Annotated in this window: 19 protein-coding genes; 16 read left to right on the top strand and 3 right to left on the bottom strand. The window is 47.7% G+C overall.

Features of this window, described 5'->3' with window-relative positions; translation table 11 throughout:
• On the top strand, positions 1 to 1,364 hold a 1,364-nt coding region (locus RX395_RS09070), incomplete at its 5' end, for a C39 family peptidase (RefSeq protein WP_316367089.1).
• A 61-nt stretch (positions 1,365 to 1,425) separates the two neighbouring features.
• On the opposite strand, the gene RX395_RS09065 is transcribed toward RX395_RS09070, so the two are convergent.
• On the bottom strand, positions 1,426 to 2,367 hold the full coding sequence (locus RX395_RS09065) for a DMT family transporter (protein ID WP_316367088.1): 942 nt from the start codon (positions 2,365 to 2,367) through the stop codon (positions 1,426 to 1,428).
• A 2-nt stretch (positions 2,368 to 2,369) separates the two neighbouring features.
• Positions 2,370 to 4,142 (bottom strand): phosphotransferase, encoded by a 1,773-nt coding sequence (locus RX395_RS09060; protein ID WP_199412404.1) that lies wholly within the window; start codon positions 4,140 to 4,142, stop codon positions 2,370 to 2,372.
• 165 nt (positions 4,143 to 4,307) lie between these two features.
• Between RX395_RS09060 and RX395_RS09055 the strand changes: the two genes are divergently transcribed.
• The 11 genes from RX395_RS09055 to RX395_RS09005 all read left to right on the top strand — a co-directional run bounded on the left by RX395_RS09055 (position 4,308) and on the right by RX395_RS09005 (position 18,855).
• Positions 4,308 to 5,342: a hypothetical protein gene (locus RX395_RS09055; RefSeq protein ID WP_316367084.1), complete on the top strand. Its 1,035-nt coding sequence runs from the start codon at positions 4,308 to 4,310 to the stop codon at positions 5,340 to 5,342.
• Positions 5,343 to 5,411: 69 nt separating this feature from the next.
• Positions 5,412 to 6,479, top strand: a complete 1,068-nt coding sequence (locus RX395_RS09050; RefSeq protein ID WP_316367083.1) for a C40 family peptidase — start codon at positions 5,412 to 5,414, stop codon at positions 6,477 to 6,479.
• A gap of 42 nt (positions 6,480 to 6,521) precedes the next feature.
• The gene (locus tag RX395_RS09045; protein ID WP_316367081.1) at positions 6,522 to 8,591 is read left to right on the top strand and encodes a L,D-transpeptidase family protein; all 2,070 of its coding nucleotides are present in this window, start codon (positions 6,522 to 6,524) and stop codon (positions 8,589 to 8,591) included.
• A gap of 373 nt (positions 8,592 to 8,964) precedes the next feature.
• A complete protein-coding gene (locus RX395_RS09040) occupies positions 8,965 to 9,912 on the top strand; it encodes a glycosyltransferase (protein WP_158564977.1) in 948 nt (315 codons plus the stop codon).
• Between the two features lie 44 nt (positions 9,913 to 9,956).
• Positions 9,957 to 11,201, top strand: coding sequence for a lipopolysaccharide biosynthesis protein (locus RX395_RS09035; RefSeq protein ID WP_124786114.1), 1,245 nt, complete (start codon positions 9,957 to 9,959; stop codon positions 11,199 to 11,201).
• A 4-nt stretch (positions 11,202 to 11,205) separates the two neighbouring features.
• On the top strand, positions 11,206 to 12,066 hold the full coding sequence (locus tag RX395_RS09030) for a LicD family protein (RefSeq protein WP_316367078.1): 861 nt from the start codon (positions 11,206 to 11,208) through the stop codon (positions 12,064 to 12,066).
• 33 nt (positions 12,067 to 12,099) lie between these two features.
• A complete protein-coding gene (locus tag RX395_RS09025; RefSeq protein ID WP_117786524.1) occupies positions 12,100 to 13,245 on the top strand; it encodes a glycosyltransferase family 4 protein in 1,146 nt (381 codons plus the stop codon).
• Between the two features lie 112 nt (positions 13,246 to 13,357).
• On the top strand, positions 13,358 to 15,334 hold the full coding sequence (locus RX395_RS09020) for a DUF2142 domain-containing protein (protein WP_158564980.1): 1,977 nt from the start codon (positions 13,358 to 13,360) through the stop codon (positions 15,332 to 15,334).
• Between the two features lie 315 nt (positions 15,335 to 15,649).
• Entirely contained in the window at positions 15,650 to 16,396 is a 747-nt protein-coding gene (locus RX395_RS09015) for a glycosyltransferase family 2 protein (protein ID WP_117786522.1), read from the top strand.
• Positions 16,396 to 16,749, top strand: a complete 354-nt coding sequence (locus RX395_RS09010; protein ID WP_117786521.1) for a DUF2304 domain-containing protein — start codon at positions 16,396 to 16,398, stop codon at positions 16,747 to 16,749. The genes RX395_RS09015 and RX395_RS09010 overlap by 1 nt, the downstream gene beginning before the upstream one ends.
• 261 nt (positions 16,750 to 17,010) lie before the next feature.
• Positions 17,011 to 18,855: an N-acetylmuramoyl-L-alanine amidase family protein gene (locus tag RX395_RS09005; RefSeq protein WP_199576462.1), complete on the top strand. Its 1,845-nt coding sequence runs from the start codon at positions 17,011 to 17,013 to the stop codon at positions 18,853 to 18,855.
• A gap of 191 nt (positions 18,856 to 19,046) precedes the next feature.
• Here RX395_RS09005 and RX395_RS09000 read toward each other — a convergent pair whose 3' ends face one another.
• Positions 19,047 to 21,518, bottom strand: a complete 2,472-nt coding sequence (locus RX395_RS09000) for a glycosyltransferase family 2 protein (protein ID WP_124786117.1) — start codon at positions 21,516 to 21,518, stop codon at positions 19,047 to 19,049.
• Positions 21,519 to 21,687: 169 nt separating this feature from the next.
• On the opposite strand from RX395_RS09000, the gene rfbA reads away from it, so the two are divergent.
• The 4 genes from rfbA to RX395_RS08980 form a co-directional block, all read left to right on the top strand.
• Positions 21,688 to 22,587 (top strand): glucose-1-phosphate thymidylyltransferase RfbA, encoded by a 900-nt coding sequence (gene rfbA, locus RX395_RS08995; RefSeq protein WP_316367069.1) that lies wholly within the window; start codon positions 21,688 to 21,690, stop codon positions 22,585 to 22,587.
• A gap of 95 nt (positions 22,588 to 22,682) precedes the next feature.
• A complete protein-coding gene (locus tag RX395_RS08990; protein WP_035138697.1) occupies positions 22,683 to 23,120 on the top strand; it encodes a DUF4869 domain-containing protein in 438 nt (145 codons plus the stop codon).
• Positions 23,121 to 23,129: 9 nt separating this feature from the next.
• Complete coding sequence (locus tag RX395_RS08985; protein ID WP_161155558.1) at positions 23,130 to 24,104, top strand: hypothetical protein; 975 nt, start codon at positions 23,130 to 23,132, stop codon at positions 24,102 to 24,104.
• Positions 24,105 to 24,179: 75 nt separating this feature from the next.
• Positions 24,180 to 24,661 (top strand): dTDP-glucose 4,6-dehydratase (locus tag RX395_RS08980; protein ID WP_316367065.1); only part of this gene is annotated, 482 nt, incomplete at its 3' end.

Below are 24,661 nucleotides of genomic sequence, written 5' to 3'. Positions count from 1 at the left end.
GAGTCCTACCGCGTCCGCCATGCCCTCATGCAGGAGAGCTAGCCGCTCAAAAAGCGTGCGCGCTTCCGATGCTGCGACTGCTCAATTTCCGATGCTCTTTTTGCTCAAATCCTCTTGACGAAACACACTCAGCGTACTGGTTCAGCGCCTCCGGCGCGATGGCGACCGGATGGGTGCTCGACGGCGGGACCTGGTACTACGCGACGGGCTCCGGTGCCCTCGCCTCCGGATGGCTCAGCCTAAGCGGTGCATGGTACTGGCTCGACCCCTCGACGCATGCCATGACCACGGGCGTTCAAACTATCGGATCATGTGAATACATATTTAATAGTACCGGCAAGATGATGGCTAATTGCTGGTCAAACGGTGATGGGTCTTGGATGTATCATTCGTCATCCAGCGGCGCAATTGACCTTAAAGGCATAATGACCGATTCGGGAATCCAGCTGATTGACGATGACGGTAATGCCAGAACGGGCTGGATTGAGAGTCAGGGTTCTCGATATTGTTGTTCTGCTAATGGGGTAATTCTGACTGGATGGCAGCAAATTGCTGGGTCTTGGTATTACTTTAACTCGGATGGTCGAATGGCGACCGGCTGGCTTAACGATGGCGGTAACTGGTACTGGCTAGATTCCGCTTCTGGCATAATGAAAACGGGATGGCTTTCCCGTGGGGACACATGGTATTACCTTGATGCCGCACGTGGGGGAGTAATGTTGAGCAACGGTTGGTATTGGATCGGCTCTACTGACTACAAGTTCAGTTCATCCGGCGCAATGGTTGGCGCTTGGGTCGATGTCCCGTGCTATTCGCAGTACCCGGAACTTCCTACTGGCTGTGAGTCGGTTGCCCTTACAAACTTGCTTAACTACTATGGTTTCGGTTTAGGTAAGACGATTATTGCGGATTACTATTTGCCCAAGGGAAGTAATGGCAATTTTGTTACCGCTTTTGATGGCAATCCAAGGCGTAGCAGCGGGGGTCTCATGGGATGCGTCGCACCTGCGATTACTATTGCTGGTAATAACTTTCTGCGTGCTGCTGGAAGTGGCAAGCAGGCAAAAGACGTCTCTTTCTCGTCAATTTCTTCCATTAAGAACAGGCTGACCTGTGGTCAACCTGTTGAGATGTGGAATACCGAATGGGGAAGTTGGCCAGGAGGCCGTTATGCTGCGCGTTGGTATAACGGGCATTCCTATGGTCTGTGGGGCGGTAATCATGCCGTAGTCCTTAAAGGCTATGATGACGAGCAGGGAATTGTCTATCTTTCGGATTCGATTAACGGCAATGTTACGCGAAATGCCCAAGTGTTCTTCGGCACGTGGCAACAGATGGATAGCCAGGCCGTGGTAATTGAATAGCCATGATGCTAAAAGGGGAGAGCTCGACTAGCTCTCCCCTTTTGCTACATTGTTAATCTAGCTACGCCGTCTTCTTACGTCCAAATAGTTCGTCCCAGTTACTGGCTGCCAAAACTGTTCCGCATACAATTACAACGCAGCAGATTACGGATGCCATGTCGGGAATTGTTCCAAGCAAGATCAGGCCAAAGACCACTGACCATGCCGAATAGGAGATATTCAGAGCCATCGCACGCGCTGCTCCGATTGCCGCAATGCCCTTGTAATAGAACAGATAGGATGCAGTTCCTGCGAGTCCGGCGAGTGCAATAATCAATGTGGGCATGCTTGGGATAGCGCCCAACGTGAAATGCCATGCTCCGAAGAGGGGGAGTACGAGCGCTCCATAAACAAGCGCACTTGTAGTTTCGCGGATTTGCAAAGCTGTTTCGTCATCAACGGCATCATCTTTCATTCCCCATGCGCACAGCACCGCTTCGGATCCCCATCCAATAACGGCAAGCACTGCGCCGAGTAAGCCGAGGGGGGCATTTGCCATCTCGCTCGATCCGGCCGATAGATAGCCCATCGTCATTACACCGCAAAGAGCAACGAGAAGGGAAAGAATCTGGCCTTTGCCCATTTTCTCCTTCAGCAGTACGAAGGAAAGGAATGCTCCGACTGCGGGATAGAAGGCGGAGATGATTGCCGTGTAGGCAGCTCCGATGTTATTAATTGCCAATACGTAGCCGGTCATTCCGATAGGTCCACCGAGTAGGGCGCCGGCGATGACGACCTTGCCCGAACGAGTTTTAAGTGCAGCGAGCGTGTCTTTTAGTCTGCCTCGGACTCCCATGTAGCCAAAGAGCCAAATTGCACAGAAGGCATCATGGAGAAAGGATCCCGCAATGGAGGCGCATGCAAGCGCTTCCGCCGATCCAATATAGGGCGCAAGCGCCAAGCCGATTCCAAGAATTACTGTATCAAGGCCCCAAAGAAGACCGCTAAAAAAGCCGAATTGCATCGTTACTCACCTTTCCGATAGATCTCCAGTGCCTTTTTGAGGTATTTGGCACCGTAATTGAAGTAGATATAGAGCCATTCGCCCACGAAGTCGCCTTCGGCTTCTTTCAGAAGAGACCAGAGGTACCAGCACCATCCTGCAAGGGCAATGTGCGCATAGTTATGCGCAATTTCGTTGTTTGTTGCCTTGCGCCCAAAATATGCATCAAGCGCGCGGTCGACTTCATCTTCGGAAAGCTCGCAGCAGACACTGCATGTTCCAAAATCGTTTGCGTAATCGCTCATGCCAGCATATTCCCAGTCAATGAGATAGTACTTGTCGTTCTCATCGATAAGGAAATTGAGGTAAAAGAAGTCATTGTGGCAAAGGCATTTTGGTGCATTATCGGCCTGTACAAAGTGCTCCAATTCATCGATTTCGGCGGACATTTCCCTGTAGCCTGGAATGTCGATGGGACCTTTTTCCAGAAGAAGTGATTCGTACCGCTTCGCTTCGAGGTAGAAGTCAAATTCGGTTTCAACATTTGCACCACTCTCGTGAAGCGAACGACACATCTGCATCATTCGATTCATTTGGGCAGGATCATGCGGGTCAGGCTGCTTTGCGTTGGGTACAAACTTCGAAATTTTCCAACCACGCTTTGGGTCCTCATGAATGAACGTGTCGTCAAGGCCGAGCTCCTTGGCCTTTTTAAGTGCGGCTACTTCTCCATTTCTGTTAATAAGCAGTTCGGTCCCGACTCCCGGATGGCGGTAAACGTACTCTCCGTCATTGGTTCTAAAGTGGCACGATAGATTCGTAAGACCTTGTTTAAGGGGATAAACGTCGTGAATCTCTGATTTGGAGCAGCCGAGCACTTGCTCGATGTTATCGAAAATATCGGAGTCAACGTTTTCGATAAAATGCGGATCAAAGGCACGCAGCTCATCAAGAGAATCGAATTCGTTGATCTCGCCCTCAGGATACTTCTTGATAACCATATCGAGCTCCTTGATGTGCTCGATATATAGATCTTCCCAAAGCTTGTCCGTTGTTTCGGGCTTGTTATATTCCGTTTCGAGAATCTGCTTAAATGCAAGCGAGAAGGCTTTATCAAAGTAGACATGTCCGAGCATATACCAAGCATCGGAACCGCCAATCGTAACATTGGTAATTCTGTCCATTGCTCCGGTTTGAATGCACCATTCTTTGGTGGCGCCTTCAGCATATTGAGCAGAATAAAATGCTTTCCAAACGTATGCTTCGAACGGATTGTTTAGAAGGTAATCATCGCTTGAGCAAATATAGGTGTTGCCAAGCCGCTCTTTTACGCACATAAGCGATGCGTGGTTATTTTTGGATGCATATTCGTTGTTGACGACAATCGAGACGCCGAACTTGCTTTCGAGATAGAAGAAATATTCTTTTTTATAGCCGACAACGACGGTGATATTGCTGATACCTGCGTCTTGCAGCTGCCTAATCTGTCGCTCAATGAGGATCTCACCACGTACTTTTAAAAGGCCTTTGGGCTTTTCATACGAAATGGGAGCAAAGCGGCTCGAAAGCCCCGCAGCCAATATCACTGCGTTTTCAACCTTATAGGGATGAAGCGCTTCGTAACCGCCGTCGGTTAGGCTGTCCGATTCGAGAAGCCCCTCATTCGTGAGCTCTTTATTCGCTGCGTTTACTGATCCAAGTGAAAGGCCGGTGCGCTCGGCAACTTCTCGCTGGCTGGCATATGGGTTCTTTAGGTATTCGTACAGAACTGTAAAGTTACGCTTGGTCAGTTCCACTGCAGGCCTCCAATTAAGATGTTCATTGCTTAGGAAAAGAATAGAATGATTGAACGATATGTTCAATCAATTGTATTTAGCTACATAGACTGAACAGAAAGTAGCGAAAATCAATCTCGAAAGGTGGATTAAAATAACTAAATAGGATATCTGGGAGGGTCGCTTATGTATCGATTCGAAAAGAAGGCCACGCTTGTTTGTGCTGCTGCGTCATTAATCACTGCTTGCTGCTTGCCCCTGAGTGCGAATGTCGCGTTTGCACAGGATTCCGTTGAGGCTCAGAGTATTGAGTCAAAAGCGGATTTTTCTTCTGTGGTTTCCGATGATTTGCAACCTGATAATTCTTCCGTCATAAAAGATGGCTGGCAACGAGACGAGTCGTCCGGAGTTTGGTATTACGGAAAAAACGGTAAACACCAAACTGGCTGGCTGCAAAGCGGGGGCTATTGGTATTGGCTTGATCCGGCCAATGATGGTGCAATGCAGACAGGTTATTTCAATGTGACCGATGCTGGCGGATCGACTGCTTCGTTTTATGCGAATGACGGCAATGCCGCAACGCCTTTTGGCGCGCTATATCAGAACTGCTGGCTACGTAACTCAGATGGAAATTGGTTTTATGCCAATGCTGGAGGCGATTTAGCTGCTGATTGGTTTTATCAAGACGGCACATGGTATTACCTGAATCCTGCCACCCATATAATGCAGGTTGGTTTTGTCGACCTCGGGAGCGGGAAATACTATTTAGATGCCACTGGTGCTATGAAAACCGGCTGGATTCTCGTTGACGGGAATTGGTACTGGGCATATCCATCGGGCGCACTTGCTTCGTCATGGCAGACGATAGGTGGGACTCGCTATTATTTTGACTCTCAGACGCTGGCTATGTTCAAAGGTCGTCACGAGATCGATGGAAGTACCTACATTTTTGGCGACTATGGCCTCGTAAATGGATGGTTCAAAGATGGAGTAGATTGGTATTACTGCTCTAATGGTATTGCGGTCACTGGCTGGCAACTCGTTAACGGAACCTGGTATTATCTCGATCCGGCTTCCGACGGCAAAATGTCTGTTGGGTATTTAGACCTTGGCAATGCAGCATATTATTTGAATTCGAATGGGACTATGGCTATTGGTTGGGCTCAGTCCGAGGACGGCTGGTATTTTGCCTCTGAATCTGGCGCGCTTATTTCTGGCTAGTATAAAGAGGGCGTGAGTTGGTATTACCTGAACCCTGCTAGCCATCTCATGTAAACGGGCTTATTTGAGGTGGGCGGCAACGATTGTTTCGCAAACCTGAGCGGTAGACTTGTGGTGTCAAGCTGGATTACCGTTAAAGACGGCGTAGAAAGATATGCCGATGGCAATGGATATCTTTGCAAAGATGTGATCCGCGAAAACGGTACTATCCTAAAAACAGCTGGAGCTGATGGCTGGCAGGTTGCGTCCGGTTGGGTTAATGTTGCAAATCAAAGGTTTTATGCTGAGCCCGGAACGGGCGTCATTCATCGTGGATGGCTGCAGATTGATGGCGATTGGTATTGGCTTGATGCCGATTCTGGTGCGATGAAAACTGGATGGGTTTTTACTGACGGTGCATGGTATTACCTAAACGCCGACGGAAAAATGGCAACTGGTTGGAAATGCCTCAATGGAACATGGTATTACCTTGACTCCAACGGCAGCATGCATGTTGGCTGGCTTAAAGATTCGGGTAAGTGGTATTGGCTAGACGGCAGCGGTGCTATGGCAACAGGCGCAAGAACCATCGATGGCGTGCGTCGAATTTTCTGGAGCGATGGCCAGTGCGACAAGGTTGGCTGGCAAAATCCTCCGCAGTATCCCCAGGTCAGCTCTTGGACTGTTCAGTTGCCTAGCTACTGCACTGGCTACTTTTCCTATGTGACTCCTTCTCGCATTTCTGTCGAAGCGACGCGGGAAGATTGCGTGAATGCCTTTATTCAGCGTGCTTACGAATATATCGGTACGCAATATATTGAGCCTTGGTCTACCGCTCCCGGCGGGGCTGTTGATTGCTCTGGTTTTGTCTTGCAATGTCTTTATGCTACTGGCATGGATATGGGTGTTTACAACCCTTATAACCATCGCTGGGATCCAAGCCAAACCTACAATTCGATGAATTGGTATCGAAGCAACATCTTTATGCCCGTGAGCACCAGCTCGATTCAGCGTGGCGATGTGATTTATTATCGCGGGCATATCGCAATCGCACTTGGCGGCGGTATGATGATTGACTCCTGGCCTCATCAGGGTGTCGGTATTCATCCCGTCAGCGCTAGGGGAAATGTGATCGGCGCAGCCCGTCCGTTTATCTAATTGATTCCTTGTAAGACAGTCGGTACCGGTTGGGGGCCTGAAATGAATGCTCGGATTGATCATCGAATTTGCTGGCGAGCAATCGGCTTGGTGCTACTATCCGCCTCGCTCTCGGTTTTCGCCCCCGCGTTTTCTTGCACTGCTTATGCCGTGGAAGAGGGGGCGGATAACGATATCGTAGAGCGCGACTCGACGGAAGGGTCGGGTGCTTTTGTCGGCGGCGGTCTCGCTCAAGATTCCAACGATTATGCTGGCAAAACAGCGGAAGATTCGAATCCACAGGTTGTCGAAAGCCAAGACTCGTCGACGACGGAAAAACTATCTGGATGGCAATGGGACGGTTTGTCCTGGTATTACTATCTTGACGACTGCCGTTTGACCGGAATGCAGAATGTTGACGGCTCGTTGTTTTATTTGGACCCCGCTCGTGACGGCGCGATGAGTTGCGGCTGGATTTTTACTGACAATAAGTGGTATTACGCGAGTCCATCAGGCGCTTTGGCAAATGGTTGGCAGCTTATCGGAGGCCAATGGTACTGGTTTGACTCCCTTGACGGCTGTTCCATGGTTACTGGGCGACGTGTTATCGATGGGCATCCTTATCTTCTTGGAACCTATGGACTGATTAATGGATGGTGTCTTGATAACGGTTTATGGTATTGGGGTAGCAATGGTGAAGTCTTAACCGGTTGGCTTCAAACTGGCAATAACTGGTATTGGCTTGATCCCGCCAATGATGGTGCTATGTCTAGGGGAATCGTTTCCGTTGGCTCATCACGTTATTATTTATCGGATTCCGGTGCAATGGCTGTTGGTTGGGCGTTTGATGGTACGGACTGGTATTACGCAGACGGTTCCGGCGCACTTGCGTCGGGCTGGCGTTCGGTGAACGGCGCTTGGTATTGGCTCGATATCGCAAATGACAATAGAATGGTTACCGGCTTTTTTTCCATCGGATCGAATCGGTATCATTTTTCTTCAACGGGAGCGCTGTCACTCGGCTGGTTTATGAGCGATGGAGACTGGTATTACGCTGAGCCATCTAATGCATCGGGTATTGTAAAGACGGGTTGGCTGAAGGACGGTAGCCAATACTATTATCTTGATCCTGCCGTCGACGGCAAAATGCTGCTCGGGCATTTTTCTGTAAATGGGAAAAGCTATTATGCAAAAGGCTCAGGCGCTGTTGCTTGTCGTGAATGGGTAGATGTCCAGGACTCGGTTCAGGATGGTCCGTCTAAGGCTTTTGCTGGTTCTGACTGCTCGTTGTGCGGAACATTGCGCAATGGGAAGTTATTTACTTCAAACGGCGATGGCGAATTGGTCGAAGCGCGCGGTTTCGTGACGCTTGGTGGCTGCATTTTCTATGCTGATCCGACTAATGGCTCCTTGAGCGTCGGCTGGCAGAACGTTAACGGAAAATGGTACTTCTTTGATGAGACCGCTGGCTATGCACGATCTGGCTGGCTGAGCAAGGATGGCTCCTGGTTCTATTTAGATCCATCTACTTACGTTATGAAAACCGGTTGGGTTGCCGTTAACGGATATTGGTATTACTTGAATTCGTCTGGTTATATGCAGACGGGATGGCTCAATTTGGGCGGCAACTGGTATTGGCTTGATGCTAGTGGGGCTATGACTACTGGCTGGCGCGTTGTGGACGGATCCTGGAATTACTTCATGGCTAACGGCGCGTGGGTGTCAGACTATATGGACGCTAAAGCTCAAAGTTATTCAAGCAATACAAATTGGCTGATACTTGTCGATACGTCGCGTTGTATCACGAGCATCTACACTGGGTCATGGAATAATTGGTCCTTAAACCGTCGATATGTATGTTCGACGGGAAAAGCCAGTACGCCAACTGTGATAGGGGAGTACCAAGTCTACGGAAAGGGATACTCCTTTGGGCATGGATATACTTGCTATTACTACACACAGTTCTACGGTGATTATCTATTCCATTCTTCGCCCTACTACGTCAACAGTAACCGGGTGATGGATCCCACGATGGGCGTTCCATCCTCTGCAGGATGTGTGCGCCTTGAGATCCAGAACGCAAAATGGATTTACGATAACATACCTTATGGAACAAAGGTTGTTACCTATTGATATTGGACAAGTGTCTTTAAAGGTGGGAGAAAGACACTGATTCTTAAGGGACTCTTTTCCAATTGAGGTGCTTTGATTTGGCAAGCGGTTTCATGAGAAGGCAGTCATAAACTGTATGCACTTCCGGTGCGCAGGATTTTAATTCTCTACGAGCTTCCTTTTCAGATTATTTTGAAAAGCCAACCATCTCGCTCCCTCTAGGGGGGCGAGATGTCGGTGTTGGTGTTAAAAATTACGGGAGCACCATTCAATTTGCCGCCATGTATTATCTAAAGGCCGAGCCTTCTCCTGTCTTTTTTGAGCGTAATAAACAACACCTTAAATCTCTAATGATTGCTTTGCTAATCTTGAAAACATGACTTTGGGAGGATTTTTGGAAATAGAAAAGGGAAATGGTACAGGCGTATGCGTACTTCTTTCAGCATATAAACCTGATCTTAAGTTTTTCGCCGCTCAACTTGATTCGATTGATGAACAAACGTTTCCGGTTACGCTTTTGGTCAGAAATGACTGCCCCGAATCGGCCTCTTTAGAGGGGTTTATCCAAGAGCATATAAAGAAAAACGCCTATCGTTATTATCATGGCGATAAAAATCTCGGTTATGTCAAATCGTTCGAGGCACTACTCTCTTTGGCAGAAGGGGATTACGTAGTATTTTGCGATCAAGATGATATTTGGGAGCCTAACAGAGTTCAAGTTTCGCTCAACCATATGCTAGAAGAAGGCTCAATTCTTGATGTTTGCGATAGATCGGTAATCGACGAAAACGGAAACATGCTGGTAGAGAGCTACAGAAAAGCTCATCCAAATTCGCCTGAAGTAAATTGGTGCTCCGGAGAGGATATTACTATTCAGGCTGCAAGTGTATGCTACGGCATTGGTATGGCTCTCATGCTAGATGCGAGTGCTGCTAAGTCGATGATTCCCTTTCCGGAATCCACTGCACATGATTTGTGGTTGACATTGGGCTGCAGCGAACTGGGGAAGTGCAGTTTTACAACGACTCCCTTGGTTAAGTATCGTCGACATGGCGGGAATGAAACTGGATTCCTTGCGGGTGTTGCTTCAAAAGATGATTGGTATTTAACAAGAGTTAAAAACAGGGTTGATACAGCTAAGCAATTTGCCGAAAGATTTCCTGATTCACCGCACCTAAAGGAAATAATGGGGTTCGCCGATGCAAGAGAGCGACGCTCCATAATTGGCTTGCTTAAATATCGACGAGCTTGCCCGTCCATTGCTAAAGCTGAAATCGTTATGCGACTTGTACCGAATTGGCTGTTTCTTTTGATTTTAAACATGATTAAAGAAGCAAAATAGCTTCGTATCCGAATCGCGACTTGTTCAGAAGGGCGCTTATATTTGTGGAAGCCACAGAGAAGACTCTTTCGATTAAACACAATATGTTCTGGAATACCGTTGGCTCGTTGACGAATTTAGGCTGTCAATGGCTAATCACTATATTGGTCGTTCGACTGTCTGATGGATATAGTGCTGCTGGAATTTATTCCCTTGCTATGTCTATTTTCAACATGTTTTCTCAATTGGCCCAATACAGGATGTACACGGTACAAATTGCAGATGTTGAAAGGAAAAACTCTGCTGGTGAATACCTGACTTTTCGTTTCTTTACTACGTTTATGGCGTTTGCAATGTTGGCCGTCTATTCCATTGCGACGTGTCGTATTGATACGGTGCCTGCTGTTCTTTTGTATGCTCTCTATAAAACCGCCGGCTTAGTTATTGATGTCATGCATGCCAATGATCAGGTTGGCCATAGGATGGACTATATTGGGAAATCCCTCATAATGCAGGGCATTGGTTCTCTCCTTTCGTTCATTGTTGTCTTTGGGCTGTTAAATAGCCTCGAAGGTGCATTGTTGCTAATGACGGTAGTGACTATAGGTATCGGTGTTATTTACGATTATCCGAGATCAAATCGAATCTCTGCAATCAAACTTGGAATTACCCAAGCGAAGGTCAGAGCTTTCCTATGTGGCTGTTTGCCCATCGTTCTGGGCGGCATTGCTGCTTCTGCGGCGCCGAATATTCCAAGGCAGTATTTATCTTATACATTCGGAGATTCTGCTCTAGGCATTTATGCATCAGTTGCTGCTCCCGTGGCAATTATCCAAATGGGTGCGACGTATATCTATAATCCTTTATTAGGTTATTTAGTAGAGCGTTACTATTCTAGGGAAAAGTCCTTTTTTACGCTTATAGGTAAAATACTTGCCGGTATTTTATTTGTCGGCGTCATATCAGCAGTTGCGCTTTTCTTTTTCGGCAAATTATTGCTGTCTTTGTTTTATGGCGCTGGAATAGCCAAACATTCTGATCTCCTTCAGCCTATGTTGGCTTGTGCCTTTTTGACTGGCATTGCTTGGTTTGTCAACGATTTGCTGGTTTCTCTTGATAACTACCGAGGGGTATTTGTTGGCAGCATATTGTCCTTAATCAGTGCTGTTGCTGTCATGGCTCCCGCGCAAGTGTTGTTTGGCTTAAATGGCCCTACTGTAACGGCGCTTATATCCAATGCTATTTGCCTTATTTATCAGTCTTTTGTTTTGGGGAAACAGACGCAAGAATGGTTTGGGGAAAAGAGATAGGCCGATGATGTCTAAAGCTCACGCGCTATTAAAGCTTCAAAACACTGAATTGGATATCCTTCAGGTTGTCGCTGCATTCTGCTCTAAGCACGGCATCAGGTGGTGGCTTGATGGCGGAACATGTTTAGGAGCAATGCGTCATAGGGGGTTTATCCCTTGGGATGATGATATAGATATCGGAATGATGCGTTCAGACTATGACCGCTTTTGCTCTTTAGCCGAGGATGGTTTACCGGAAGGATATTCGCTCCATACATCGCGGAATACTATTGGCTATGCTGCGATGTTTGCTAAGGTGTATCGCGATGAAACTCGCTTCGAGAATCAGGAGGCTCGAGAGGCTTCCAGTTCGATGGGTATTTTTGTCGACATCTTTCCATATGACCAGCTCTATACAGATAAACGCCTTCGTGCAAAACAAGTCCGAACTGCATCAATTGCACAGAAAAGAGCTTATTTATATCACTCTTCTTCCATTGTTGTCCCTCATAAAGGGTTCCTTGGACAACTCGAGCAAATTGGTTGTTCTGCTATACACGTAGTGGAACAACTGGTTTCTCGAGGCGCATGCTCTTACCAGGATTTGTTCGACTCCTGTATTGCCGACTCAAATACGGGTGAGGTCTCTGATTATTGTCTGACGTTAAGCTGGCCGAATATGGCGCCAGTGCCTATTTCAGAGATTTTCCCTCTGAGCAGTGCGGTTTTCGAAGGCAGTGAATTCCCCGTTCCTCGTATGACGGATAAATATCTTACAACGATGTATGGCGAATGGAAGAAAATTCCGGAGCCGGAAAATCGACATACCCATCTTCCTCTTCTGCTTGACTTTGGGGATGGTGAAGTCTGGACTGCGCAGAATTAAGGATATGAAATCTTTACCAGATGAGGTTATGTAATGAGTTCTTCTATTTGTATTTTCACCCATCATTATCACCCGCAACTTAGTGGAATTGGTAATTTTGTCGATGGTCTCGCTCATGCCCTAGCTGCCCGCGGCGACAGGGTGGTTATCGTTACTAATGATTCAATGCGCGTAGGAGTCGGTCATTCAGTCGAAAACGGTCTCGAGATAATTCGGCTTCCATGTATTTCATTGCTTGATGGAAGGCTTCCTCTTCCCAAAAAAACCGGCGATTATTACCGGCTCCTGCAAAGCCTTGATGATTATGAGTGGGACGGCGTACTTATCAACACGAGGCTTTTCCCCCTCTCACTCGAAGGGCTGAAGTTTGCTGTGGATCATAACACTAGGGCCGTCGTTCTCGACCATGGTTCAGCGTATCTTTCTTTCAATCAGCCATTCCTTGATTATTTTGTGCGCCGATATGAGGATTGGATTACTGATCGCGTAAAGACGTTTGAACCTGATTTCTATGGGATTTCTTCTAAAAGCGTTGAATGGCTTCAGCATTTTAATATCGGTGCAAAGGGCGTAATATCGAACTCAATCAATGCTTCAATTTATAGGAGCATCTCTTCGGGTAGAGATTTCCGATCAGAATTAGGTGTCCCTCAATCATCTTTAGTTGTGGCTTTTGTTGGGCGGTTTATTCCTGAAAAGGGAATTTATTCAATTATTGAGGCAGCTCGCGCAAAGGATATTACCAAGCGTGATATTTGTTTTGTTCTTGCAGGGGATGGTCCGCTGGCCAATGAAGTCAAGGAAGCCTGTTCGTCGAACTTGTTTTGGCTTGGGAGATGTAGCGCAGAGGACATTTCCTCCTTACTTCAGCAAGCAGATGTGCTTTGTCTTCCAACTCGGTCCGAAGGCTTTTCGACGGTACTTCTTGAGGCTTCAGCTTGCGGAACGCCTGCTGTGGTAACAGATGTGGGAGGCGCGCACGAGCTTATTCCAGATGATAGCTACGGCACGATAATTCAGTCCATGTCATCTGATGAGGTGGTTTCGGCATTATGCAGGCTTTTTGATGATCGAAAGCTGCTTTCTCTACAGTCTCGAAACTCTAGGGCCCTTGTTGAAAATCGATATAGCTGGGACGCCACTGCTATAGATGTCGAGAAGGCGTTTTGTATTTGCTAAGTGATACTTGGCTGGCTTTTACTTAGCTTTTGAGTGAAGTTGGATCTAAGACCCGAATTTGTTATTGTCGACTTATCCTATTCGATTTTGTCTTTAGTTGGAGATGCACGTTTTGAATAATCCTGCAATTAAGAAAAGCGAGTACGCGCTTGCCATCTTTGGGCTGGGACTTCTTTTGTTAGCTGTCGCGACATCATTGCACTATAAGAATTTAAATCTATTCATTCTTGAACTCTTTTGCGATGTCGTTGCTGTTGCGTGCTTATATTTGCAACCGAAATCACAGTCGAGCGGTGATGCTATTCGTCAGATAACCGTTCTCGTCGCGTCCAGTATCCTCAGCAGCTTTCTGCTAGTTTTCATCATATTGGCTGGCGCGAAGACGTTTGGCCCCTTCGGTCTTGGTGCATGGAATATCTCAGGTCTGGTTATATGCTTTCATTTAGTTTTAGCGTTCCAGGGAATTGAGCTTTGCTATGGCCTGATGAAGAGCTTCGTAACCTCGGTTAAGAAAACTGATGCTAAGAAGTGTTTCTTTTATTTGGCGGTTTTTGTTGGATTTGCTGTTTTAATCGCTTTTATTGGCATTCCGCTCGATAAGTCAAAGACGGTGTTGTTCGCGTCTGCTTTGCCCATTACGGTTTTGATCGGATTGATTGCTATTAATGGGGGCATTTCTTATCTGAAGCCCGAACTGTTCGCTTTCGCATGCATTGTCTCAATTGGTCTATCCGTAATTATTTGCTTTCCCGTTACAAATTTTTTGACATGGGATGATGAGGTCCACTATGGAAATGCAAACAGTTTTTCCTACCTCACAAATGCTGAAATAACAAATTCTGACCGAATGATAGTCGAGCAGTTTTATATGGGGGACGGCTTTAGTTTGGATGCAGCTTTGGGTAAGTACCCAATAGATGAAACAAGAGAGTTTAACCGTGGCTCTGTTGAGCAATTGGTCAGAGAGGCTGATAAAAATGATTTAGCTGAAGGTATCGAACGTTTTAATTGTTTTGATAGTGTGGCTCTTTCTAAAATTGCCTATATTCCTTCATCTATCGGCCTTTGTTTGGGTCGCTTGCTTCATCTCCCATTCTCTATCAAATTTGCATTGGGTAAAATTTTTAATTTGTTTGCGTATGCAGTTATCTGCGGAATCGCAATTCGTATAGCCCCTTGCAGAAAATGTCTTTTCACTTGTATTGCGTTGTTCCCGTCTGCTGTGTTAATGGCAGCCAGTTACTCGTATGATCCCTGTGTGATATCGTTCAGTTTGCTAGGAACAGCTCTTTTGTTGAAGATGCTTATTTCTGAAGAGGATATTTCTGCTAAAACGTTCTTCGCATTTCTACTATCTTTTGCAATCGGGTTTGCAGCTAAAGCGATTTATTTTCCCTTATTTGGACTTGCGCTTTTAATTCCTGCAAATAAATATGTTTCAAGCAAGCAAAGACGTATCTTGATTGGTACTGCTCTATTCGTTTGTGCCATTATGATCCTATCTTTCTTGACGCCATATTTCTCATCTGTCGTAAATAATATTTCTGATGCACGTGGTGGCTCCGAAGTCTCTACGGCTGGTCAAACGACGGGAGTGCTTGCAAATCCAGTTGGAACTATAGCTGTAATCTCGAATTTCGTTTTTGGATCGATGCTGACCCCGGCGTTTCTCAATTCAATATCAACGAATATGGCTTATCTTGGGGACGTGTCTAATCTGTTCCCATGGCTTTCGTATCTCCCCATCATGCTGTTTGAAGCTATTTGCATTATTGATAATGAAAAAGATACTAAAATAAAGCTTAGCCGTTGCGGAATTGTTTGGACTCTATTCCTGGTTCTTGCTACTTGCCACCTAGTTGCTTTGGCTCTATACATCGCTTTTACAGGAGTTGGAAGCCAGACAGTTGCGGGTGTCCAAGCGCGATATCTCATACCTTTGATAATACCTTTTGCCTGTCTATTGCTCAGGTTCCCTATTTACTGCGATGAGGAGGTGAAGGCTAAAGTTACAGCCTTTATGCTCGGGGCTCCATTTGCGCTGCTGTATTTTGTGATGTTCGAGCTTCTGTATATCCGTTTTTTCTAAATTAGCGATATAGGTCATGGTTATAGTAGGAGTGGGCAATTAGTTGGATTCGATTGGATCGAATGGGACGGCGTTGAGGGTTCGCTCAGGACATGCGCCCCGTATTTGAGGCAGAACTGCAAGGGGTCCTTTTCCTGCGGTGATGGATGGGGACTCCATGTGTGCCCTAGTTGAGCAAGCTAAATATCTAAGCTTGAGATGTAACTTCCTAATGGTTAGACAGGATACAGTAAACTTAAGTCTGAGTTAAGCTATGCGTTGGACTGTAAGAGTCGCAAATTCTTTGGGCGTCGCTAAGAGCCAACTGTTTTTGGAATGGATGAATCTCGATTGTCTTTTACTTCAACGACATGTTCAAAAGGACATCTGCGTGTTCTCGTAATAATTCCTGCCTATAACGAACAGGAGTGCATTCTCAATACCGTTGCAGCTATAAAAGCTGCGGGTTATGACTATGTCGTAATCAACGACGGCTCACAAGATACAACGCTTGAGCTTTGTCGAGAGCATGGTATCAACATATTGGATTTGCCGCAGAACCTTGGTATCGGTGGAGCGGTCCAAGCGGGCCATAAATATGCCCAGAGATTTGGCTATGATATCGACATTCAGGTTGACGGCGATGGCCAACATGATCCTTCTTATATTCCTGAGCTTGTAAAGCTGATTGAGAGCGGTGCGAGTTTGGCGATAGGCTCTCGATTTCTGGTTGAGACTGATGGTTTTCAATCAACTTTTATGCGTCGTGTTGGAATCAGGTGGCTTTCATTTTTGCTCGAGTTGCTTACGGGTAAGGTGGTCACCGATCCCACTTCTGGCTTTAGGGCCTGCAATAAAGATGCTATCGACCTGTTCTGCAAGAGTTATCCTGATGACTACCCGGAGCCAGAGTCGATTGCTTTGGCTATGAAGCTTGGTCTTCCCGTTATGGAAGCGCCTGTAAAGATGAATGAGCGCCAAGGTGGACGTTCATCTATCGGGGGCTTCTCTTCCGTCTACTATATGGTCAAGGTTACGTTAGCCATTGTCCTTGTGTGCTGGGTTCATAGGGGAGACAAATAATGAATCTTATTTTGAGGATTGGTGCGGCCCTCTTTTTCGGCGGATTCCTCGTCTATGTTTTACGTCTCGTGTCCAACGGAAAGATGCTTCTTAAGTACTCTTTGCTGTGGATTTTGATGTGTATGGCGGCCTTGATCTGTGATTTATGTCCTCAGATTATTTATAGTTGCTCAACAGCTATTGGGTTTGTCAACCCGGCCAATTTCCTTTTTTTGGGTGCAATCGTGCTGTTGCTTGCAATCTCTCTGTCTCTTAGCGTTGCCGCGAGTCGTCATGTTTTGGCGATCAAAAACCTTACTCATAGGATTGCCCTGCTCGAAAAAGAGCTTGAGAAAAGGTCTGATCATGAATGAGCTCAATACATGGTTTGATTCAGTTCCTTCGGCTATCCCTCATTAGGGCTCCTAAGTTTGTGCACCATTGATCGCGCTCGACTGCTGGTTGTGGATTGTCTAACAAATAGACAATCCCTATGTTGAGTGTCTTATCGTTTTATCTGGTGCAACGTATCAAGCGAGTTGTCTTGCATATTAATTAATTTGGGAACTGCATCTCTGGGTCGACTGCATCTGGATATTCAAAGGTTAATTTGATTTGGCGAGAAGAGAAAAATGATGAAAAATCGACATCTGAGTTTAATCAGCGTGGTTTGTCTAACATCTATTTGTTTCATCTCTCTTTTATGGCCCGCAATCGCATTTTCATTAACTGAAGATTGCGTGGCTGAAGGCACTGATGGCTCTTTGGTTCAATCGGGTCAGGAAGCATTTGGGACATCAGGTAGCGATCGTTTGACTTTGGATTCCGATAATTTCAAAGCATCTATCGATTCGTCGATATATGAATATACTGGCGATGTGATTACTCCTGATGTCTCTGTTTTGACTGCCAGCGGTTCTGTGCTAGCAAGCGGAATCGATTATGAAGTCACGTATTCAGATAATGTTGCCCCTGGCTGCGCCACTATAAGAGTGAATGGGCTAGGGAATTACGCCGGCGTTACCTCTCAACTGTCGTTCCAGATCGTTCGTTCCTCTGATAATAACATCGCTCTTCCTGGTTCTTGGGCCTACCAAAACGGTAAATGGTGGTGGAGATATGAGGCTGGTGGTTGGCCGTCAAACTGTTTTCTGTCCATTAGAGGGGCGGAGTATTATTTTGATTCCGAAGGTTATGCAGCTACTGGCTGGAAATACTTGAACGATGGCTGGCATTTATTTTCTAACTCCTGTGCACATTTGAAGGGATGGGCTGCCACCGGTGGGCGCTGGTTCTACCTTGACGAGACATCGGGTTCAATGAAGACCGGCTGGGTTTTAATTGATGATAGCTGGTACTATTTGGACAGTTCGGGCGCTATGCAGACCGGGTGGTTACTCCTTGGCAATACTTGGTACTGGCTTGAGCCTTCTGGATTAATGGCTACGGGCTTTAGGCTTGTTAACGGCTCTTTGTATCATTTTTCCGAATCCGGTTCTATGAGCTCCGGTTGGTTTATTAACGATGGGGCATGGTATTGCTCCAACGCATCGGGAGAGATTCGTACCGGGTGGTTTTACAATGGTTCTAGCTGGTATTTGCTAGACCCCAATAATAATGGCGCCATGCTGGAAGGATTTCAAACTGTAAATGGCTCCATTTATTATTTGGATCCGGATAGCGGCGGTGCATTAAAGTGCAACACTTGGGTCTTCTCACAAGATGAAAACGTATATTATGCGTGCAGCAGTGGTGCGATTGTGCTTTCGGGCGTCAAGGACGGCGCGGGTGGAATTAAGCTTAGGGATCCCGAGGGAAAGCCTGTCGCTGGCTGGTATTGGTCCTCAGCTGCACAGGTGTGGTTTTACACAGACTCAGATGGGGTTCTGCAGCGCGGTTGGCGATTCATTGACGGTAGGTGGTATCACCTCGACAACGAATCCGGAGCTATGAATACTGGCTGGTTCCTCGATGATGATGGAACGTGGTACTACCTTATGTCTTCTGGACAAATGGTAAATGGCTGGAACAGAATTGGAGACTCCGAGTATTTCTTTAATGCCTCAGGTGCTTGGGTGGAGCCTGAGCACTCCGCGCGCGCCTCCTTGCAGTCCCAGATCGTTAATCGTTGCCATAGCGTTCCTTCTCCTGGGGCGGGACTGTGCTCGGAGTGGGTTAGCCATGTGTTTTACCCCGTGCTGGGGTCATATCCCAACGGCGACGCATGCGACATGTTCTGGAATTGGTGTTACAGCCGAGATATATCTCAGCTTAAAGTTGGAATGATCGTTGCGGTCCCTACGCATACTCATACAAGTGCTGGTGCCCGCTGGGGCCATATTGCTATTTATATCGGAAACGGTATGGTTATGGATAACATCGGTTACATCAGGACAACATCACTTGCTTGGTGGCTGAACTACTACCACACTACCGCTATACCACAGTGGGGCTGGGTTTTAAATACGCCTTTGGAATGATGCGGATTCTGGCCAGCATGCGGAATCAACGCCTGCTTGTGTATCGAATCACAAACGCTTCTTAACTGTATATCATGTATGGAATGCAATTATTCATAGTAAGGGAATCGAGGGTTGACCCTCGATTCCCTTATCTATTAGTCTAATTTTAATAAGGTTAAAATTAGAAAGCGCAGAATTAAGCTAACACTTTATAAATGATAGTAGCGATTTCCGGGTTCTCCCACGCTGAAATTTGGGTTAATGTACGGATCGCCTTCGACATAGTATTTTGCCCAGCGATAATTCATGTATGCGACTTCTTTGTGGAACCGAATCTGCTTTTCCGTATTGTTTTCAACGCCTCTAGAAATCGACTCGTAGTGATAGAGCTCGACTTCGGGCGTGTATACGATCAGGTCGTTAATCTCGCGTAGCTTTAAGCAAAAGTCAACATCATTAAATGCAACTTGAAGCTCTTCGGTGAAACCTCCGACTTTCTCATATTCGCTACGCTTGGTCATTATGCAAGCTGCAGTGACAGCGCTGAAGTCTTGTTGCGCATCGTTGAGTGCAAAGTAGCCCCAATTATTCCTTGGCATGCTCTGGCAAAGATGTCCCGCCACGCCGCCAGTGACGCATAGGCCCGCGTGCTGAATGGTGTTGTCGGGATAGTAGAGTTTTGCACCGACTGCGCCAACATCCTCACGTGCGCAGATGCCAAGCATGGTCTCGATCCAATTGGGCGTAATTACCTCAGTATCGTTATTCAATAGCAAGAGATAGTCGCCCTTGGCGTGAGCAACGCCAAAGTTCATGAGCTTGGAGAAATTGAATTCGTGTTCCCAAGTTACAAGACGAACGATGTCAGGATATTTTGCTTGCAACTTATCGTAATAATCGAACGTCACCTTTTCTGTGCTGTTGTTTTCGATTATGACGAGCTCGTAATTGTCGTACGTTGATTTCTCAACAATTGATGTAATGCAGTTGTTCAGAATGTCGGCGTGGTCTTTAGTCGGGATGATAATTGACACGAGTGGGTGGGAATCTGGCACAGCGTAGGTTACTTTATATGTAAAGGGACGACGCGCTTGTTCGACCTTCGCATTGAGCCCAAGCCTGTCCAAATGACTCTGGACCGCTTTGATACCTGCGATAGTGGCATACGGCTTGCTATCGGCATTTGCTGCGGTGGAGGTCTCGCTTAGGCGCCAGTGGTATAGAACCTTCGCAACATGATGAACTTTCCTTGCCTTTTCCACGGCGCGGAGAGTCAGATTATGATCCTGTGCTCCATCGAACTCTTTTGTGTTCGGCTCTAGAGTGTCTAGCAGGGACTTACGGATGGTAAGCATGTGGCAGATATAGTTATTGTTTCTGAGCAGATCGATATTGAAATCCGGCTTAAAGAACGGCTGCGCTAACTTTCCATCGGGCATGAGTTTATCTTCATCACAATAAAGAAGATCGACGCCATTATTGTTTTCAATTGCCTCGGCATATGAGAACAACAAGTCCGGTTCAAGAATGTCGTCATGGTCAAAGAAGCTAACGAAATCGCCCGAAGCTACGGCAACGCCTGCGTTTGTGTTTTCGGAAATACCCTTATTTTCGGTAAGATTAATTGACTTAATTCTGTTGTCGCGGGCTGTTTCCTGCTCAACGCGAGCCTTTAGTTCCTGATTGTCAGGGCTTGCATTAACTAGGAGGAGCTCCCAGTTTGCATAAGACTGGTTTTTTACGGATTCGACCATATCGTTAAAAAACGAAATGGGCGTGTTGTAAAGAGGGACAATGATGCTGAATTTCGGAGCGCTATTGAAGACGATTTTTCTCTGCTTCTCCAGTGCGCCAATGGTTGCCTTATGCTCTGTAAACCATTCGGGGTATTCAGGGTCAAACTGCGCATGGGTAAAGAGGAAGTTGGTCTCCTCAAGAAGCAAGCCTAATTTATCAGGCGTTAAGCAGTCAAATGCACTGAATGAAGGGTGATTTTGATCGCCAATTATAAAGTAGTAACGATCAAACGCCTTTGGCATGCGGATCGAGAGCTGTGTTTCAAGTTGTTTTTTCTCGGATGTAAATCCAACACTCGTTACATTTGAGCCGAAGTTGACTATGCTCAGCTCAACCTCATTGAGGAACCGATCGAGGCAGCGAAGTTTGATTTGCGAGTCGTTGCGGTACGGTGTTCTAACCGTGCACCTCAGGATATACTCGTTTGAATCTTCGATGCACTGCCAAAAATCAATCGTCGCCATCTCAAACTCTGAAACGTCATCGTAATTTCTGAGTTTGCTGCACATGTCAGGTTTAATTTTGTAGTTAAGACGCGACTCCCATTTGATGTTCTTGCAATTGAGCGAAAGGGAGTCGCTGCTCAGGTTACGACCGTCTTTGCCGATTTCGCTAAACTCAACTTTAATGGATCGGGTGTCGGGGTCGGGGATTACAAGAACGTATGAGTCTGATTCGCCGTTATTGTCCTTGAATTTTAGAAGAGACAAAGGTAAACGGCGGTCGTCAACCGTTGCCGCTTGAGCTTTTATGCTGGAGCCTTCATGGATGCCTTCTATTTTAAGCTGCTGGTAGATTTTCCAGTTTCCTCTGCATACTCCGGTTGTTTCGACTCGCATTGTTTGCCTTTCGTTTGTTGGACACTGCTCATTGTACTTATTCATTTCCTACCTCGCGATAAATGCAGAAAGAGTTACGTGTTTCTACTGTCCGTTTTAAAGAGAATGAGGAGGAAGCCGCTGCTGGCGCATATAATTTTAATAAATATGTTTGTCTAATCGTTGTTTGCAATTAGCAGCTTTTGCCTAACGATTGTCAACTGAGAGGAATTCTATGAAAGGCATCATCCTCGCCGGCGGGTCCGGCACGCGCCTGTACCCGCTCACGCTCGTGACCTCCAAGCAGCTGCTGCCGGTCTACGACAAGCCCATGATCTACTACCCGCTGTCCACCCTCATGCTGGCGGGCATCCGGGACATCCTGGTCATCTCCACGCCGACCGACCTCCCCAACTTCGAGCGCCTGCTCGGGGACGGCTCGCGCTACGGCGTGAACCTCTCCTACGCCGAGCAGCCGAGCCCCGACGGCCTGGCGCAGGCCTTCACCATCGGCGAGGAGTTCATTAACGGCGAGCCGTGCGCCCTGGTGCTCGGCGACAACATCTTCTACGGCAACGGCCTGTCCCGCCACCTGACGCGCGCCGTCCAGAACGCAGAGTCCGGCAGGGCCACGGTCTTCGGCTACCACGTGGACGACCCCGAGCGCTTCGGCGTCGTGGAGTTCGATGCGCAGGGGAGGGCCGTGTCCATCGAGGAGAAGCCCGCCCAGCCCAAGAGCTCCTACGCCGTCACCGGCCTGTACTTCTACCCGGGCGACGTCGCCGCCAAGGCCCACAAGGTTCAGCCTTCCGCCCGCGGCGAGCTGGAGATCACCACGCTCAACCAGATGTACCTGGAGGAGGGGACGCTGTCCGTGGTGACCCTCGGCCGCGGCTACGCGTGGCTGGACACCGGCACCATGGAGTCACTCCACGAGGCGGCGGAGTTCGTCCGCGCCGTGGAGCACTCCCAGGACCTGCCGGTCTCGGTCCCCGAGGAGATCGCCTGGGAGAACGGCTGGATCACGACCGCCGAGCTGGAGGAGGCGGCCAAGGCCTACGGCAAGTCGGTCTACGGCCAGCACCTCAAGAAGGTCGCCGCCGGCGAGATCGTCAACAGCCCGCGCGAGTACTAGCGCAAGCTTGTTTTCTTTCAGGGGCCACCGTTTATCTGGTGGCCCCTTTCGTTATGATTACGTTGACCATAAAGACAATATGATTGGGAGTGGATGTGTTAAGCGTCTACTTTGGCGATATGCCAGAAGCGATTTACAACACAGCGACATATTTCAAAAACTCTTACCGGTCTTCTTGGATTACGGATCCCTATGCAGTCTCGATAATTAAAGATGTCGATCGATCGGTTGTTGTCTCCGAAAACGTCATCGAAAGCCCTGTGCTTGGATCCATCTCCCCACTCCAGCTTTCTGGTGGCGTGAAAACGCTGCTGCTTATGAGATTTGATCGTAAGCATATTTTTAACGCTTCTACTTGTGGTGACAACTGTGCCAAGTGGATTCTCGACATGGCGAAAGACCGCAAGCTCGTTGTGAATCTCTATCATGTGATGGACTTTGGTCGCGAGGATTTTAAAATCAAAGTCGTGAACAGCGGCCGAATCGTTCATAACATGGCCGAATTGATTCACGAGTCGATTCCGTATCTGTAGGTGCTGCTTATGAACGGTTCGCATCTCGTTAAGATTTCCCGCCGTAGGGGAACCAAGTACACATTTACCATCAAGCGGAACATCACTATTGTGCGTGGCGATAGCGGCACGGGTAAGACGACGCTGTTTGACATGGTCGCAGACTACATGCGAACGGGCGAGCAGTCGGGCGTTTCCTTGCAATGCGATTGTCCCTGTGTCGCCCTGACCGATTATGATTGGCGAAACCAGCTTTCGTCCGTTCATGACTCGATTGTATTTGTCGATGAGGGCTTAAAAGAGATCCATTCTGATGAGTTTGCCCATCATGTGCTGTATTCCTCGAATTATTTCGTGCTGATCTCAAGGGCTGATTTCCCCAATCTTCCGTATAGCGTGGATGAGATTTACAAGATTAAGACGAGCGGAAAATACCATTCTTTCGTCCCTGTTTATCAAGATCGCGGGAATCATCGTTATGCTATTTCCCGGGCGGCGCCAAAACAGGACTTTTCTATCCTTCTATGCGAGGACAGTAAGTCTGGTTTCCAGTTCTTTGAACGGCATTTCGCTGACAGTGAGCTTACCTGCGCTTCGGCCATGACGAACAGCGCGATTTTGGGCTGGTTGGATCAGCATTTCGACGATCGCGTGTTTGTTGTCGCGGACGGAGCGGCATTTGGGTGCCATGCGGACCGCGTCCTTAAGCTGCAAGACATTCATCGCGATACTGTTACGGTTTGTCTTCCCGAGTCATTCGAGTGGCTTCTGCTGAGCTCTGGCGTAATTTCAAGGTTAGATGTTAAGGCGGTTTTGGAAACCCCAGAAGCCTTTGTAAACAGTGAGAAGTTTAAAAGCTGGGAAGACTTCTTCTATAAGTACTTACGCGATAAAACTGGGAATTCGGTCTTCCGGTACGACAAAGACTGCATTCCGGAGGCGTTTTGTAGGGGAAGTAATTCTGCGAAGGTCATGGCTCTTATCGCATGCCGAAATGTCCGATAGTTTTGTTGAATAGTGCCGCGGCGTCACTTCCTGCGGCATACTAAAGAAGCTGTACTTGCTTCAGATTGGATTTTCATGTCTGAGATTTTCGAACCCAAGAATATCATCGTCACTGGCGGCTGCGGCTTCATCGGCAGCAACTTCGTGCACTACGTCGTGAACAACCACCCGGGCGTCCACGTCACCGTCCTGGACAAGCTGACCTACGCCGGCAACCCCGAGAACATCGCGGGCCTGCCGTCGGACCGCGTGGAGCTCGTCGTGGGCGACATCTGCGACGCGGAGCTGCTGGACAGGCTGGTGCCGGGCCACGACGCGATCGTGCACTACGCCGCCGAGTCCCATAACGACAACTCCATCGCCGACCCCGAGCCCTTCCTGCGCACCAACGTGGAGGGCACCTTCCGCCTGCTGGAGGCCGTGAGGAAGCACGGCGTCCGCTACCACCACGTCTCCACCGACGAGGTCTACGGCGACCTGGCGCTCGACGACCCGGCCAAGTTCACCGAGGAGACGCCGTACCACCCGTCGAGCCCCTACAGCTCGACCAAGGCCAG

The organism is Collinsella aerofaciens (assembly GCF_032584215.1).
Taxonomy (GTDB): domain Bacteria; phylum Actinomycetota; class Coriobacteriia; order Coriobacteriales; family Coriobacteriaceae; genus Collinsella.
Note: the sequence above shows the minus strand (reverse complement) of the source record. Positions and strands in the feature narration are given on the sequence as shown.

Coding starts and splice junctions, on each gene's coding strand:
- RX395_RS09065 (WP_316367088.1), bottom strand. CDS start 2,367: ATGCAATTCGGCTTTTTTAGCGGTCTTCTTTGGGGCCTTGATACAGTA.
- RX395_RS09055 (WP_316367084.1), top strand. CDS start 4,308: ATGTATCGATTCGAAAAGAAGGCCACGCTTGTTTGTGCTGCTGCGTCA.
- RX395_RS09045 (WP_316367081.1), top strand. CDS start 6,522: ATGAATGCTCGGATTGATCATCGAATTTGCTGGCGAGCAATCGGCTTG.
- RX395_RS09030 (WP_316367078.1), top strand. CDS start 11,206: ATGATGTCTAAAGCTCACGCGCTATTAAAGCTTCAAAACACTGAATTG.
- RX395_RS09025 (WP_117786524.1), top strand. CDS start 12,100: ATGAGTTCTTCTATTTGTATTTTCACCCATCATTATCACCCGCAACTT.
- RX395_RS09015 (WP_117786522.1), top strand. CDS start 15,650: ATGGATGAATCTCGATTGTCTTTTACTTCAACGACATGTTCAAAAGGA.
- RX395_RS09010 (WP_117786521.1), top strand. CDS start 16,396: ATGAATCTTATTTTGAGGATTGGTGCGGCCCTCTTTTTCGGCGGATTC.
- RX395_RS09005 (WP_199576462.1), top strand. CDS start 17,011: ATGAAAAATCGACATCTGAGTTTAATCAGCGTGGTTTGTCTAACATCT.
- RX395_RS09000 (WP_124786117.1), bottom strand. CDS start 21,518: ATGAATAAGTACAATGAGCAGTGTCCAACAAACGAAAGGCAAACAATG.
- rfbA (WP_316367069.1), top strand. CDS start 21,688: ATGAAAGGCATCATCCTCGCCGGCGGGTCCGGCACGCGCCTGTACCCG.
- RX395_RS08985 (WP_161155558.1), top strand. CDS start 23,130: ATGAACGGTTCGCATCTCGTTAAGATTTCCCGCCGTAGGGGAACCAAG.